We start from the raw sequence: 14,550 nt of genomic DNA, 5'->3' as shown, positions 1-14,550 counted from the left end.
CCATCCACGACGATTACGAAAGGGGTGTTGCAGGCACGTGTCACGGCCGGGGCGCACCGCCACCCGCCACGCGTGAGGCGGCGGCACCCCCCGCACAGGGGTGCCGCCGCCTCTCTTTCGTGTGCCGGAGCCGTCACCGATCGGATGAGGGTCGGGGACCGGTGACGGCTCCGGGGTCGTACGGGCCCGTGGGCCCTAGGGTCTTTCGTTCTGATCGGGCCAGACCCCGCGAGCCCGGCATGATCCGAACGAGAGGCCCTAGCGGTGGTCGCTGCCGGTCGACTGGGTGGCCGCGCGGCCGGCCTCCAGGCGGGCGACCGGGATGCGGAACGGGGAGCAGGAGACGTAGTCCAGGCCGACCTCGTGGAAGAAGTGCACCGACTCGGGGTCACCGCCGTGCTCGCCGCAGACACCCAGCTTCAGGTCGGGGCGGGTGCGCCGGCCGGCCTCCGCCGCCGACTTCACCAGGGAGCCGACGCCGTCCTTGTCGATCGTCTCGAACGGGGAGACACCGAAGATGCCCTTCTCCAGGTAGGCCGTGAAGAAGGAGGCCTCCACGTCGTCGCGGCTGAAGCCCCACACCGTCTGGGTCAGGTCGTTGGTGCCGAAGCTGAAGAACTCGGCGGCCTCCGCGATCTGGCCGGCGGTGAGCGCGGCGCGCGGCAGCTCGATCATCGTGCCGATCGCCAGCCTGAGCGTCGTACCGGTCGCCGCCTGGACCTCGGCGATGACCTGGTCGGCCTCCTCGCGGACGATCTCCAGCTCCTGGACGGTGCCGACGAGCGGGATCATGATCTCCGCGCGCGGGTCGCCCTTGGCGGCCTTGCGTTCCGCCGCGGCCTCGGCGATGGCGCGGACCTGCATGGTGAACAGGCCGGGGATGGCCAGACCGAGGCGGACGCCGCGCAGGCCCAGCATCGGGTTCTGCTCGTGCAGGCGGTGGACGGCCTGGAGCAGGCGCAGGTCGTTCTCGTGGGGCTCCTGGCGGGACTCGGCCAGGGCGACGCGGACCGACAGCTCGGTGATGTCGGGCAGGAACTCGTGCAGCGGGGGGTCGAGGAGGCGGACGGTGACGGGCAGCCCGTCCATCGCCTCGAACAGCTCCACGAAGTCCTTCTTCTGGAGCGGCAGGAGGGCCTTGAGGGACTCCTCGCGCTCCTCCTCGGTGTCCGCGAGGATGAGACGCTCGACCAGCTCGCGGCGGTCGCCGAGGAACATGTGCTCCGTGCGGCACAGGCCGATGCCCTGGGCGCCGAAGCGGCGGGCGCGCAGCGCGTCCTCGGCGTTGTCGGCGTTGGCGCGCACGCGCAGGCGGCGCTTGCGGTCGGCGAAGGCCATCATGCGGTGGACCGCCTCGACCAGCTCGTCCGCGTCGTCGGCGCCGGGGTGCATCCGGCCCTCGAAGTACTCCACCACCGGGGAGGGCACCACGGGGACCTCCCCGAGGTACACCTTGCCGGACGAGCCGTCGATGGAGATCAGGTCGCCCTCCTCCACCACGTGGCCGCCGGGGACCGTCATGCGGCGGCGCTTGGTGTCGACCTCCAGCTCCTCGGCGCCGCAGACACAGGTCTTGCCCATGCCGCGGGCGACGACGGCCGCGTGGGAGGTCTTGCCGCCGCGCGAGGTCAGGATGCCCTCGGCGGCGATCATGCCGTCGAGGTCGTCGGGGTTGGTCTCGCGGCGGACCAGGATGACCTTCTCGCCGGAGCGGGACCACTTCACGGCGGTGTAGGAGTCGAAGACGGCCTTGCCGACGGCGGCGCCCGGCGAGGCGGCGATGCCCCGGCCGACCTTCTCCACCTTGGCGGACTCGTCGAAGCGCGGGAACATCAGCTGGGCCAGTTGGGCGCCGGTGACGCGCTGGAGCGCCTCGGTCTCGTCGATCAGGCCCTGGTCCACGAGCTGGGTGGCGATGCGGAAGGCGGCGCCGGCGGTGCGCTTGCCGACGCGGGTCTGGAGCATCCACAGCTGGCCGCGCTCGATGGTGAACTCGATGTCGCAGAGATCCTTGTAGTGGTTCTCCAGGGTCTCCATGATCTGCATGAGCTGGTCGTACGACTTCTTGTCGATCCGCTCCAACTCCGCCAGCGGGACGGTGTTGCGGATGCCCGCGACGACGTCCTCGCCCTGGGCGTTCTGGAGGTAGTCGCCGTAGACGCCCTGGTGGCCGGAGGCGGGGTCGCGGGTGAAGGCGACGCCGGTGCCGGAGTCCGGGCCCAGGTTGCCGAAGACCATGGAGCAGACGTTGACGGCGGTGCCGAGGTCGTGCGGGATGCGCTCCTGGCGGCGGTACAGCTTGGCGCGGTCGCCGTTCCAGGAGTCGAAGACCGCCTTGATGGCGAGGTCCATCTGCTCGCGCGGGTCCTGCGGGAAGTCCCGGCCGGCCTCCGCCTTGACGATCTTCTTGAAGGTCGTGACCAGCTTCTTCAGGTCGGCGGCCTCCAGGTCGGTGTCGACCGTGACCTTCTTGGCGTGCTTGGCCTTCTCCAGGGCCTCCTCGAAGAGGTCGCCGTCGACGCCGAGGACGGTCTTGCCGAACATCTGGATCAGGCGGCGGTAGGAGTCCCAGGCGAAGCGGTCGTCGCCGGCCTGTTCGGCCAGGCCCTTCACCGACTTGTCGGACAGGCCGATGTTCAGGACGGTGTCCATCATGCCGGGCATGGAGAACTTGGCGCCGGAGCGGACGGACACCAGCAGCGGGTTGTCGGGCTGGCCGAGCGTCTTGCCCATCTTCCGCTCGAGGGCGTCGAGGTGGGCACTCACCTCGTCACGGAGTGCCGCGGGCTCCTCACCGCTGTCCAGGTAGACCTTGCAGGCCTCCGTGGTGATGGTGAAGCCGGGCGGGACCGGGAGACCGAGGTTGGTCATCTCGGCGAGGTTGGCGCCCTTGCCACCGAGGAGGTCCTTGAGGTCCTTGTTGCCCTCGGTGAAGTCGTAAACGAACTTCGCTACGTGGGGATCTTTGTTTTCCGACACGGGTCTCGACTCCTTGAGGCCACGGTGGCTGCCCTGACGGCGAGGAACATACCCAGATCGAAGGCCCCTGGGTACGTCCACTTGCGGGTCATACGCCTGTAACCACCTGTCTGCCAGCGGATCGAAAGTCAAGGCTTGGCAAGCCGATCGGGGTTCGTGTTTTCACTTCTTGAAGACAGGAGACCTCCCGATGCGGACTATCTCGCTCATGTGAGCGACTCCCGGCACGACTGAGTTCGATCGATGAACAATCAAGGGGTGGCACCCAGTGCCACCCCTTGGAGAAGTGCAGTCGCGCATGATCCGCTCATGTGAGCGCGACCCTTATCAGGGGTGGCGAGAATCACGCTGCCACAGAGTGGGCCGTTCCACCATGCGGACCCGGTCCCGGACGGACGTCACCACCGGAAACACCCACGTGACGACCCACGTGACGCGCAGTGCCATCACCCAGGTCACCGGCGCACCACCGGGACCATGGGACCACCCCGACCACCCCGACCACCGGGATCACACGCCCATCGCCGAGAGGCGCTCCTCCACCCGCTCCGGCGCGTACAGGTGCTCCACCACCAACGCCCCGGCACCCAGCAGCCCGGCCCGCTCCCCGAGCCGGGACGTGACCACCTCCAGGCGGGCCGTGGAGCGGGGCAGCGCCCGCTGGTAGAGCAGCTCGCGCACACCGGTGACGAACGGCGTCCCGGCCAGGTCGCCCGCGATCATCAGGACTCCCGGGTTCAGCAGCGTGACCACCGTCGCCAGCACGTCCCCGACCCGCCGCCCGGCCTCCCGGGCCAGCGCGGCGGCCTCCGGGTGGCCGGCCGCCAGCAGGGCCCGCACATCGGAGCCGGAGGCGGCCGGCACCCCGGACGCGGCCAGCCGGCGGGCCACGGCGCCGCCGCTCGCGACGGCGGCGAGACAGCCGTACGAGCCGCACCGGCACAGCGCCTCGGTGCCCACCCGTATGTGCCCGATGTCCCCGGCGCCGCCGTCCACCCCCCGGTAGACCGAGCCGCGCACGACGACCCCGGCGCCGATACCGGTGGACACCTTCACCAGGACGAACGCCGTGCAGTCGGGGTGACCGGCGCGCTGTTCGCCGTAGGCCATCAGGTTGGCGTCGTTGTCGACCAGGACCGGGACCGCGCGGGCCCCGGTGTGCTCGGTGAAGGCCCGGGACAGGCGGCCCCGTATGTCGTAGCCGTCCCAGCCGGGCATGATCGGGGGCTGCACCACCCGGCCGGTCTCGCTGTCCACCGGCCCCGGCACGCCGAGCCCGATGCCGCAGACCTCCCCGGCCCGGTACCCGGCCTCGGCCAGCAACCGGGCGAACCAGCGCCCCAGTTCACCGAGGACGGCCTCCGGCCCGTCGTCGACGGCGAGCGCGCCGGAGTGCTCGGCGAGGAGGTCGCCGGCCAGGGTGAGGACGGCCGCGCGGGCGTGCCGGGTGTCGAGGTCGGCGGCGAGGACGACCGCGTGGGAATCGTCGAACTCCAGCGTGACGGCGGGGCGTCCGCCGAGCGGCGAGTCGACCGGGCCCCCGGCGCCCTCGCGCAGCCACCCGGCCCGGAACAGCCGATCCAGGCGGTGGCCGACGGTGGCCCGGGACAATCCGGTCACCCGCTGGAGCGCACCCCGTGTCACGGCCCTTCCGCTGCGCACCAGTTCGAGCAGATCGCCGGAGCTGGCCTGTCCCGCGCCCCTGCCCGTCCGTCCCGGCCGCCCGGTCATGCGCACCCCCTTGTGTTCATCAAGCTTCCCTTACATATTGGGTTTTGCGTGTTAAATAGACGTAACCCTGCGGTAGCCACAGCCAAACCCGGCCGGCCGGACGTCTTCGGGGAGCCCCGAGTGGATCGCACTGCCCAGCTCACAGCCCGTCCCGCACCCGGCGAGATCGCATACGATCCGTCGGCCGCCCCGACGTCCACGCACGTCAGGGCGGCCCAGGTGCTCGACGCCAACTGGACGGGCGCCTCCACGGTCCCGTCCCGCGCCCTGTACCCGCACCAGTGGTCCTGGGACTCCGCGTTCATCGCCATCGGGCTGCGCCACGTCTCCCCGCTGCGCGCCCAGACCGAGCTGGAGACGCTGCTGGCGGCCCAGTGGGCCGACGGGCGCGTCCCGCACATCGTGTTCAACCCCTCCGTACCGCTCGACGCGTACTTCCCGAGCCCCGACTTCTGGCGGTCCGCCACCGCCGGGCGCGGCGCGGGCGCCCCGCGCACCGTACAGACGTCCGGGATCGTGCAGCCACCCGTGCACGCGTTGGCGGCCTGGCTGGTGCACCGCGCCGATCCCGCCCTGTCCCGGGCCCGCGGCTTCCTGGCCCGGGTCCACCCGCGGCTGGCCGCCTGGCACCGGTACCTCCTGAACCGGCGGGACCTCGGCGGCGGCGGCCTGGTGTCCGTCGTCCACCCCTGGGAGCAGGGCATGGACAACAGCCCCTGCTGGGACGCCCCGCTGGCCCGCATCGCGCCCGCCCCGGCCCGCGCCTTCCGCCGCGCCGACCTCGACCACGGCGCGCCCGGCGACCGGCCGACGGACCTGGACTACGGGCGGTACGTGCGGCTGGCCGCCGCCTACCGGGACCGCGGATACACGCGCGAGGAAGGGGAGTTCGCCGTCGAGGACCCGTCGTTCAACGCGCTGCTCATCGCCTCCGAGTACGCCCTCGCCCGGATCGCCGGGGAACTGGGCGTGCCCGGCACCGCCCGGCGGGCCCGCGCCGAACGGCTGACGGCGGCGCTGGTGGAGCGGCTGTGGGACGCGCGGACCGGCATGTTCCTCTGCCGGGACCTGCGGGGCGGTGGCCTGCTCCCCGAGCGCGGGGTCTCCGGGCTGGTCCCGCTGCTGCTGCCGGACCTGCCGCGGGACGTCGCCGCCGCGCTGGTGCGCACCCTGCGCGGGCCGCACTTCTCCCTCGGCGACCGCACCCGGCTGGTGCCGAGCTACGACCTCCTCGGCGCGGCCTTCGACCCGCACCGGTACTGGCGCGGCCCGGCCTGGTTCAACACGAGCTGGCTGGTGGAGCGCGGGCTGCGCGCGCACGGCGAGACGGCCGCGGCCGACGCCCTGCGCGCGGCCGTGGTGCGGCTGGCCGACGCATCCGGTTTCGCCGAGTACGTCGACCCGTTCACCGGCGCGGCGCGCGGCGCGACCGGCTTCGCCTGGACCGCCGCGCTCGCGCTCGACCTGCTGGCCACGGACCACCCGCGAGCGGGCGTGTCCCCGACGGGCACCGGCGCGTTCGACAGGAGTGACAAGGGAGGGGACCGGAGATGACGGAACGGCATCACCTGCTCGTGCACGGGGCGACGTTCGCCGCCGTGGGTGACCGGGGTGACATCGGTGGTGTGCGGGGCGGGTGCGTGCCGGACGGGCTGTTCGTCCGGGACGCCCGGCACCTCAGCCGCTGGCAGCTCACCGTGGACGGCGCGGTGCCCGAGGTGCTCGCGCCGGTCACGGACGGGGACGCGGCCCGCTGCGTGCTGGTCCCGCGCGGCGGCCGGCAGGAACCGCCGGCCCACACCCTCTTCCGCGAACAGGCCGTCGGCGACAGCTCGCTGGTGGACTCGGTGCGGGTGACCAGCAACCGCCCGGCGCCCACCACCGTACGGCTCGCACTCACCGTCGACGCCGACTTCGCCGACCAGTTCGAACTCCGCTCCGACCACCGCACCTACGTCAAGGCCGGCGCCGTACGGTCCCGCGAGATCCTCGACGACGGCATCGAGTTCACCTACCGGCGCGCCGAGTGGCGGTCCAGCACGACGATCACCGCCGACCCGCCGCCCGACGCCGTGGAGGAGACCGGCACCGGCGCCCGCCGCCTGGTGTGGGCCCTCGACCTCGCACCCCACGGCACGACGGAGCTGGTGCTGCGGGTGATCGCCCGGCCGCACGGCGAGAAACGCGCCCTGCGCGTCCCCCGCGACCCGGCCGCCGTGCACGCCCAGGTGGCCGAGGCGGAGGGCGAGTTCATGGAAGGGGTCGCCTTCCCGGCCGGCTGGCCGGAGCTGGCGGCGGCCTGCGCCCGGGGCCTGGCCGACCTCGCGGCGCTCCAGGTCCCGGCGCGCGGACCCGACGGCGAGGAGCTGCGGGTCCCGGCGGCCGGCGCCCCCTGGTTCCTCACCCTGATCGCCCGGGACGCGCTCCTCGCCTCCCTCTTCGCCCTGCCCTACCGGCCCCGGCCGGCCGCCGCCACCCTCCTCGCCCTCGCCGCCACCCAGGCGACCGGCGGCGGCATCTCCCCGGTCGCCCAGCCCGGCAAGATCGTGCACGAGGTACGGCACGGCGAACTGGCCCACTTCGGGCAGGTGCCGTACCGCCGCTACTACGGCTCGGTCGACGCCACCCCGCTGTTCCTGATCCTGCTCGGCGCGTACGTCGAGCGGACCGCCGACACGGCCCTGGCCCGGCGGCTGGAACCGCACGCGCGGGCCGCCGTCGGCTGGATGCTCGACCACGGCGGGCTCACCTCGCGCGGCTACCTCGTCTACCGCGCCGACGAGGGCGGCCTCGCCAACCAGAACTGGAAGGACTCCCCCGGCGCCATCTGCTGCGCCGACGGCACCCGGCCCAGCGGCGCGGTGATGGCGGCGGGCGCCCAGGGCTACGCGTACGACGCGCTGCGCCGCACGGCGGGGCTGGCGCGCGGGGTGTGGGCCGACGAGACGTACGCCGCGCTGCTGGAGCAGGCGGCCGCCGACCTCCGGGACCGGTTCCAGCGCGACTTCTGGATGCGCGAGCACTCCTTCCCGGCGCTCGCGCTGGACGGGCAGGGCCGCCGCGTCGACGCGCTGGCGTCCGACGCCGGGCACCTGCTGTGGTCGGGGCTGCTCGACAAGGAGTACGGGGAGGTCGTCGGCCGGCGGCTGCTGGAACCCGACTTCTTCTCCGGCTGGGGCGTGCGCACGGTCGCCTCCGGCCAGCCGGCGTACCACCCGCTGTCCTACCACCGCGGCTCGGTCTGGCCGCACGACAACGCGCTGATCACGCTCGGGCTGGCTCGGTACGGACTGCACGACGAGGCCCGCGCGGTCGCGCACGCGCTGGTCGACGCGGCGGCGACGACCGGGCACCGGCTGCCGGAGGTCTGGGCCGGGTACGGCCGCGACACCCACCGCGAGCCGGTGCCCTACCCCCACGCCTGCGTACGCGAGGCCCGCTCGGCCGCGACCCCCCTGGCCCTCCTGACAGCGGTCGGCGGCGCGTAACGCCTCCCGGCGGGTGAGCGGAACGACCCCGGGAGCCGGGGGACGGGGTACGGCGAGCACCGGGGGCCTGGTGGACGGACGGGCACCGGGGGCCCGGTGGGGGCGAGCACCGGGGCTGGTGGACGGGGGCGCCGGGGGCTCGGCGAGCGGCGGGCACCGGGGCCGGTGAACGTCGGGTGAGCGGGACCGGGATCGGGACGGCGGGCGCGGTGGACGCGAGGGACGGTGGACGACGGGTGAGCCGCGCTGGGGTTCGGTGGGCGGCAGGCCCCGGGGGCTCGGCGGACGGCGGGAAGCGAGGGCTCGGCGGACGGCGGGCACCGGGGCCGCCGGACGGCGGATGAGCGGGACCGAGGTCCGGTGTGGACGACAGGCCCCGGGGGTTCGGTGGGCGGCAGGCCCCGGGCGCTCGACGGACGACCGGTGAGCGGGACCGGGGTCCGGTGAATAGAGGGCACCAGGCTCGGTGGACGACAGGCACCGGAGGCCCGGCGGACGGCAGGCTCCGCGGGCGGCGGGCGCCGGGGCCGCTGAACGGCGGATGAGCGGGCCCGGGGCCGGCGGACGGCAGGCTCCAAGAGCTCGGCGGGCGGCGGGCACCGGGACCGCTGGACGACGGGTGAACGGGACCGGGGACCGGGGACGGCAGCCGCCGGGGGCCCGATGGCCGGCGGGCGCCGGTCCGGTGGACACAGGCGCCGGAAGCCCGGTGGACGGCAGGCCCATGAAGCTCGGCGGACGACTGGTGAACGGGACCGGGGCCCGGTGGCCGGGCCGGGTGAGCGGGACCCGGAGTCCGGGGGACGGCCGGGTGGGCGGGGTCGGGGGGCAGGCGCCGGGGTGCGGGGCGCCTTCGGGTCGAGGGGGGCAGGCGGGGGGACGTGGCCTCGGCGCGCGGCTCGTAGGTCTTGCCGGGGTGTTGACCAGGTGTTTGCCCGGAGGTGTGAACAGGGGGTGGTGGGGCGCCGTAACGGTGGGCATGAGCACGCTCCAGTCAGCCGAGGAGGCGGGTGCCGACGCGGTGACCGCCGGCGCCCCGCGTTCCTTCCGCCGTCCCTGGACCGCCTGGTCGGCGTGGCGGCGGCGGTGGGGGGCGGAGCATCCGGCCGCCGCCCGGGCGCTGTCCGTCACCGTCACGGTGCTGGCCGCCGCCCTCGTCGTCGCCGCGCTGCTGATGCCCGGCAGGGTGACGGGGCTGGGCCCCGCCGCGTTCCTGCGGCTGCCCGCCGAGGCGGTCGTCGGGGCGGCCGTGCTGCTCGCGCTGCCGCGCCGGCCCCGGGTGGCGCTGGCGGCGGTGTCCGGGGTCGCGCTCGGGGCGATGACCGTGCTGAACATCCTGGACATGGGGTTCGACGAGTACCTCGGCCGCGGTTTCAACGTGATCCTCGACTGGGAACTGTTCGGCGACGCCGTGTCGTACCTGGAGGACTCCCTCGGCCGTACGACGACCCTGGCCGCCGTGGCCGGGGTGGTCGTCGCCGTCGTACTGCTGCTGGTGCTGCCGGCGCTGGCCCTGGTCCGGCTGAGCGGCCTGCTCGCCCGGCACACCGGCGCCGCGACCCGCGGCACGCTGGTCGCCGGGGTCGTCTGGATCACCTGTTCCTCGCTCGGCCTCCAGGTCGCCGGCGTGCCGCTGGCCGCCGACCGCACCGCGACCGCGCTGAAGGCGCAGGCCCGCCGCATCTCGGCCACGCTGCGCGACGAGGCGGAGTTCCGGAAGGTGGCCCGCGTCGACGCGTTCGGGAACACCCCCGGCAGCCAGCTGGTCCCGGACCTGCGCGGCAAGGACATGATCTTCACGTTCATCGAGAGCTACGGCCGCAGCGCCGTCGAGGACCCGATCATCGCCCCGGGTGTCGACCGGGTCCTCGACACTCGCACCAAGGCCCTCGACAAGGCCGGCTTCCACGCCAAGAGCGGGTGGCTGACCTCGGCGACGTACGGCGGCAGCAGCTGGCTGGGCCACTCCACCACCATGTCGGGCCTGTGGATCAGCAACCAGCAGCGCTACCGCACCGTCATGGCCAGCGACCACCTCAGCCTGACGGACGCGTTCGAGAAGACCGGCGCGTTCGACACGGTCGGCGTCATGCCGGGCGTGCAGAAGGGGTGGCCGGAACAGAAGTGGTACGGCCTCCACAAGGTCTACAACGCCTTCCAGCTCGGCTACCGGGGCCCGAAGTTCAGCTGGTCGACCATGCCGGACCAGTACGCGCTCCAGCAGTACCAGGAGCGGGTGCACAGCAAGCGCCCGGCCGGCGGCAGGTCCCGGATGTCGCTGCTCATCCTGACCTCCAGCCACCAGCCGTGGGCGCCGATCCCTAAGATGGTCGACTGGGACCGGCTGGGCGACGGCTCGGTCTTCAAGGGCATCGAGGCGGCGGGCAACGACCCGGCGGACGTCATCGCCGACACCACCCGCTCCCGCGAGGAGTACGGCAAGTCGGTCCAGTACTCGGTGACCGCGCTCACCCAGTGGCTGGAGCGCTACGGCACCAAGAACACCGTGCTGGTGTTCCTCGGTGACCACCAGCCCATCGCCCGGGTCAGCGGCAACCACGCCAGCCGGGACGTGCCGGTCTCGATCGTCGCCAAGGACCCGAAGGTGCTGGACAAGGTCGCCGACTGGGGCTGGACCGACGGGCTGCGGCCCGCGCACGACGCCCCGGTGTGGCGGATGAGCTCGTTCCGGGACCGCTTCCTCAAGGCGTACGGCTCCACGCCGCACCCGAAGAAGGGCTGATCAGCCGCCGGACGTGTCGGATTCCGCGTCCTCGCTCACGCCCGCGCAGTCGTAGGGGTCCGTCAGCCAGCCGTCCGGCAGCACCACCCGGTTGTTGCCGGACGTACGGCCGCGCGGGCCGTCCGCGCCGGCCGGCCAGCCCTGGCCGAGGTCCAGCTCGTCCAGGCCGGCCCGCAGGTCCGCCAGCGTGGACGTCACCGCGAGCCGCTTGCGCATCTCGGAGCCGACCGCGAACCCCTTCAGGTACCAGGCGACGTGCTTGCGGAAGTCGATGACCCCGCGTGCCTCGTCGCCGAGCCACTCCCCGAGCAGGGTGGCGTGGCGGACCATGACGTCGGCCACCTCGCGCAGGGCCGGCCGGCGGTAGTCGTCGCGTCCCTCGAACGCCGCCACCAGGTCCGCGAACAGCCACGGCCGCCCGAGGCAGCCCCGGCCCACGACCACCCCGTCGCAGCCGGTCTCGCGCACCATGCGCAGGGCGTCCCCGGCGGACCAGATGTCGCCGTTGCCGAGCACGGGGATCTCCGGGACGTGCTCCTTCAGGCGGGCGATGGCGTCCCAGTCGGCGGTGCCGCCGTAGTGCTGGGCGGCGGTGCGGCCGTGCAGGGCGATCGCCGTGACCCCCTCCTCGACGGCGATGCGTCCGGCGTCGAGGTAGGTGATGTGGTCGTCGTCGATGCCCTTGCGCATCTTCATGGTGACCGGCAGGTCCCCGGCACCGGTGACGGCCTCGCGCAGGATGGCCCGCAGCAGGTTCCGCTTGTAGGGCAGGGCGGAGCCGCCGCCCTTGCGGGTGACCTTCGGGACGGGGCAGCCGAAGTTCAGGTCGATGTGGTCGGCGAGGTCCTCCTCCGCGATCATGCGGACGGCCTTGCCGACGGTCGCCGGGTCGACGCCGTACAGCTGGAGGGAGCGCGGCCGCTCGCTCGCGTCGAACCTGATCAGCTGCATCGTCTTCTCGTTGCGCTCGACGAGCGCCCGGGTCGTGATCATCTCGCTGACGAACAGGCCCTTGCCGCCGCTGAACTCCCGGCACAGTGTGCGGAAGGGCGCGTTGGTGATTCCCGCCATGGGGGCGAGCACGACGGGCGGTACCACGGCGTGCGGGCCGATGGCGAGCGGGTGGGTCATGGCGTGGCTCCGGGACGGACGGGGGCACAGGGCGGGCGTCCATTGTCCCTCACCGCGCGGGTCGTCCGTCCGCGAGTTCCGCGAGCCGTTCGAGGCGCTCCTCGCTCTCCTCGTCGGCGGGCAGGTAGGCGACGACGCGGTGGGCCGGTGCCCGCGGGGCCAGCCACATGTTGCGGTGCTCCAGCCGGAGCAGGCCGACCCGCGGGTGCCGGTACCGCTTGACGTGCGGGGACATCGGCGCGACCTCGTGCCGTTCCCACAGTGCGCGGAACTCCGCGGAGGCCGCCAGCAGCCGGTGCAGCTGTGCGTTCCAGGCGGGTTCGGCGACGTGCTCGGCCATGGCCGCCCGGTACTTGGCGATCATGTCGCGCAGCATCTCGTCCCGGTCGAGGAAGTCCCGCCTCCAGCGCTCGCTGACGGTGAGCAGCCACACGCAGTTCCGTTCGGCGGGCGGCAGTTCGGCCGGGTCGCCGAAGAGCTGGGCGAAGGGGCGGTTGGCGGCGAGGATGTCGTAGCGGGCGTTCTGGAGGCTGGCCGGGTAGGGCGCGAGCCGCTGGACGATCTTCAGCGCGGTGGGTGGGGCGACCGGGGACCCGGCGTCGACGCGCGGGTCGGCGGTGCCGGCGAGGGCGAAGAGGTGGGCGCGCTCGGCGGGGTCCAGCAGCAGGGCGCGGGCGACCGCGTCCAGGACCTGCGCGGAGACCTGCGCGGCGCGCCCCTGTTCGATCCACGTGTACCAGGTGACGCCGACCGCGGAGAGCTGGGCGACCTCCTCCCGGCGCAGTCCCGGCGTGCGCCGGCGCGGGCCGCGCACCAGGCCGACCTGTTCCGGGGTGACGCGTTCGCGCCGGCTGCGCAGGAAGGCGGCCAGTTCCCGGCGCCGGACGTGTGCGTTCCGCGGCCCGGGCTCCCCCGGGTGCGCCGGTGCCTCGGTGGTCATGGCACCAGGGTGCCGTGCCGGCGCATCCGGGTTCCAGTTGGTGCCGGTACCAGGATGAGCAGCCTCTGGTACCCCGCTGGGGCCTGCCGCACAGTCGGGGTCGTGACCACGACGACGACCTCCGCCCCGGCCGGCGCACCGCCCCGGCCCCTCGGCCCGCTCGGCCTGTTCACCCTGCTCCTGGGCGCCGCGCTCCCGATGATCGACTTCTTCGTCGTCAACGTGGCCCTGCCGGCGATCGGGAGCGACCTGCACGCGTCCGCGGCGACGCTGGAGATGGTCGTGGCGGGCTACGCGGTGGCGTACGCCGTGCTGCTCGTCCTCGGCGGCCGGCTCGGCGACGGGCACGGCCGGCGGCGGCTGTTCCTGTGCGGCGTGGCCGGTTTCGGGGTGACGTCGCTGGCGTGCGGGCTGGCGCCGGGCGCGTGGTGGCTGGTGGCCGCGCGCGCCGCCCAGGGGGCCGCGTCGGCGGCGCTGCTGCCGCAGGTGCTGGCCACCCTGCACGCCACGACCTCCGGTGAACGGCGGGCCAGGGCGGTAGCCCTGTACGGCTCGGTCGGCGGCGTCTCGGTCGTGCTGGGGCAGGTGCTGGGCGGGGTACTGGTCGCCGCCGACCTGGCGGGCACCGGCTGGCGCGCGGTGTTCCTGGTCAACGTGCCGGTCGCGGTGGCGGCGTTCGGGTGCGCGTGGCGTGCGGTGCCGGAGAGCCGGGCGGCGCGGCCCGCGCACGGTGACCTCGCCGGTACGGCGCTGCTGGCGGCGTCCCTGACCGCGCTGCTGCTGCCGCTGACCGAGGGCCGGGCGGCGGGCTGGCCGCTGTGGTCGGTGCTGCTGCTGTGCGCCGCCCCGGTCCTGGCCGTCGGGTTCCACGCGGTGGAGCGGCGCCGGGAGCTGACCGGCGGGAGCCCCCTGCTGCCGCCGTCCCTGCTGGCCGCCCCGGAGATCCGCCGGGGGATGCTGCTGGGGCTGCCGGTGTTCACGGGTTTCGCGGGCTGGATGTTCGTGAGCGCGGTCACGCTCCAGCGGGGCCTGGGCTACGGGGCGCTGCGGGCGGGGCTGACGCTGGTGCCGATGGGGGTGGCGCAGTTCGCCGCGTCGGTCCTGGCGCCGCGCGTGGTGCGGCGGTTCGGCGGGCGGGCGGTGACGCTGGCGGCGGGCGTGCACGTCGCGGGCCTCGCCGCGGTGACCGCCACCGCGCTGCTGGGTCCCTGGCCGCGGCTGGACCCGCCGCTCCTCGCGCCGGGCCTGGTGCTGTGCGGTGCGGCCCAGGGTCTCGAACTGCCGCTGTACTACCGGGTCCTGCTCGCGGCGGTCCCGGCGCGGCTGGCGGGCGCGGGCAGCGGTCTGGCGGCGACCGTCCAGCAGTCGTGCCTGGCCCTCGGGGTGGCGACGCTGGGTTCGCTCTTCCTCGCCCTGGTCCCGGGCCTCGGCGTGCGGGAGGCGCTGGTGGTGGTGCTGGCGGTGCAGGCGGCGGGCCTGGTGGGGCTGGGCGCGCTCGGCCTGCGGCTGCCCCGCGTGCTGGACTGAACGGGTCCGCG

At 74.0% G+C, this 14,550-nt stretch carries 8 protein-coding genes; 4 read left to right on the top strand and 4 right to left on the bottom strand.

The annotated features are described in order from the left end of the window. Nucleotides 1–258: 258 nt before the first annotated feature. Nucleotides 259–2,979 carry a pyruvate, phosphate dikinase gene (ppdK, locus tag ACIQVT_RS06470; RefSeq protein WP_403748487.1) on the bottom strand — a complete coding sequence of 907 codons (2,721 nt, stop codon included), beginning with the start codon at nt 2,977–2,979 and terminating at the stop codon, nt 259–261. Nucleotides 2,980–3,489: 510 nt separating this feature from the next. Continuing rightward, nucleotides 3,490–4,710 carry an ROK family protein gene (locus tag ACIQVT_RS06465; protein ID WP_403748482.1) on the bottom strand — a complete coding sequence of 407 codons (1,221 nt, stop codon included), beginning with the start codon at nt 4,708–4,710 and terminating at the stop codon, nt 3,490–3,492. Nucleotides 4,711–4,830: 120 nt separating this feature from the next. On the opposite strand from ACIQVT_RS06465, the gene ACIQVT_RS06460 reads away from it, so the two are divergent. The 3 genes from ACIQVT_RS06460 (at nt 4,831) to ACIQVT_RS06450 (ending at nt 10,941) form a co-directional block, all read left to right on the top strand. Next, nucleotides 4,831–6,264: an MGH1-like glycoside hydrolase domain-containing protein gene (locus tag ACIQVT_RS06460; protein WP_403748479.1), complete on the top strand. Its 1,434-nt coding sequence runs from the start codon at nt 4,831–4,833 to the stop codon at nt 6,262–6,264. After that, nucleotides 6,261–8,198 (top strand): glycogen debranching N-terminal domain-containing protein, encoded by a 1,938-nt coding sequence (locus ACIQVT_RS06455; RefSeq protein ID WP_403748475.1) that lies wholly within the window; start codon nt 6,261–6,263, stop codon nt 8,196–8,198. The genes ACIQVT_RS06460 and ACIQVT_RS06455 overlap by 4 nt, the downstream gene beginning before the upstream one ends. 979 nt (nt 8,199–9,177) lie before the next feature. Further along, nucleotides 9,178–10,941 (top strand): CDP-alcohol phosphatidyltransferase, encoded by a 1,764-nt coding sequence (locus tag ACIQVT_RS06450; protein ID WP_403748472.1) that lies wholly within the window; start codon nt 9,178–9,180, stop codon nt 10,939–10,941. Here ACIQVT_RS06450 and dusB read toward each other — a convergent pair whose 3' ends face one another. Together dusB and ACIQVT_RS06440 are read right to left on the bottom strand one after the other, a co-directional pair. Beyond that, nucleotides 10,942–12,072: a tRNA dihydrouridine synthase DusB gene (gene dusB, locus ACIQVT_RS06445; protein ID WP_403748470.1), complete on the bottom strand. Its 1,131-nt coding sequence runs from the start codon at nt 12,070–12,072 to the stop codon at nt 10,942–10,944. Nucleotides 12,073–12,121: 49 nt separating this feature from the next. Beyond that, entirely contained in the window at nt 12,122–13,012 is an 891-nt protein-coding gene (locus ACIQVT_RS06440; protein WP_403748467.1) for a helix-turn-helix transcriptional regulator, read from the bottom strand. A 54-nt stretch (nt 13,013–13,066) separates the two neighbouring features. On the opposite strand from ACIQVT_RS06440, the gene ACIQVT_RS06435 reads away from it, so the two are divergent. Beyond that, entirely contained in the window at nt 13,067–14,539 is a 1,473-nt protein-coding gene (locus ACIQVT_RS06435) for an MFS transporter (RefSeq protein ID WP_403748465.1), read from the top strand. The last annotated feature ends 11 nt before the right edge of the window (nt 14,540–14,550 follow it).

Source organism: Streptomyces sp. NPDC100445 (assembly GCF_044759735.1).
Lineage (GTDB): Bacteria > Actinomycetota > Actinomycetes > Streptomycetales > Streptomycetaceae > Streptomyces.
The sequence above is the reverse complement of the archived record's forward strand: the minus strand, read 5'-3'. Positions and strand labels throughout refer to the sequence as shown.

Coding starts and splice junctions, on each gene's coding strand:
- ACIQVT_RS06465 (WP_403748482.1), bottom strand. CDS start 4,710: ATGACCGGGCGGCCGGGACGGACGGGCAGGGGCGCGGGACAGGCCAGC.
- ACIQVT_RS06455 (WP_403748475.1), top strand. CDS start 6,261: ATGACGGAACGGCATCACCTGCTCGTGCACGGGGCGACGTTCGCCGCC.
- ACIQVT_RS06450 (WP_403748472.1), top strand. CDS start 9,178: ATGAGCACGCTCCAGTCAGCCGAGGAGGCGGGTGCCGACGCGGTGACC.
- dusB (WP_403748470.1), bottom strand. CDS start 12,072: ATGACCCACCCGCTCGCCATCGGCCCGCACGCCGTGGTACCGCCCGTC.
- ACIQVT_RS06440 (WP_403748467.1), bottom strand. CDS start 13,012: ATGACCACCGAGGCACCGGCGCACCCGGGGGAGCCCGGGCCGCGGAAC.
- ACIQVT_RS06435 (WP_403748465.1), top strand. CDS start 13,067: ATGAGCAGCCTCTGGTACCCCGCTGGGGCCTGCCGCACAGTCGGGGTC.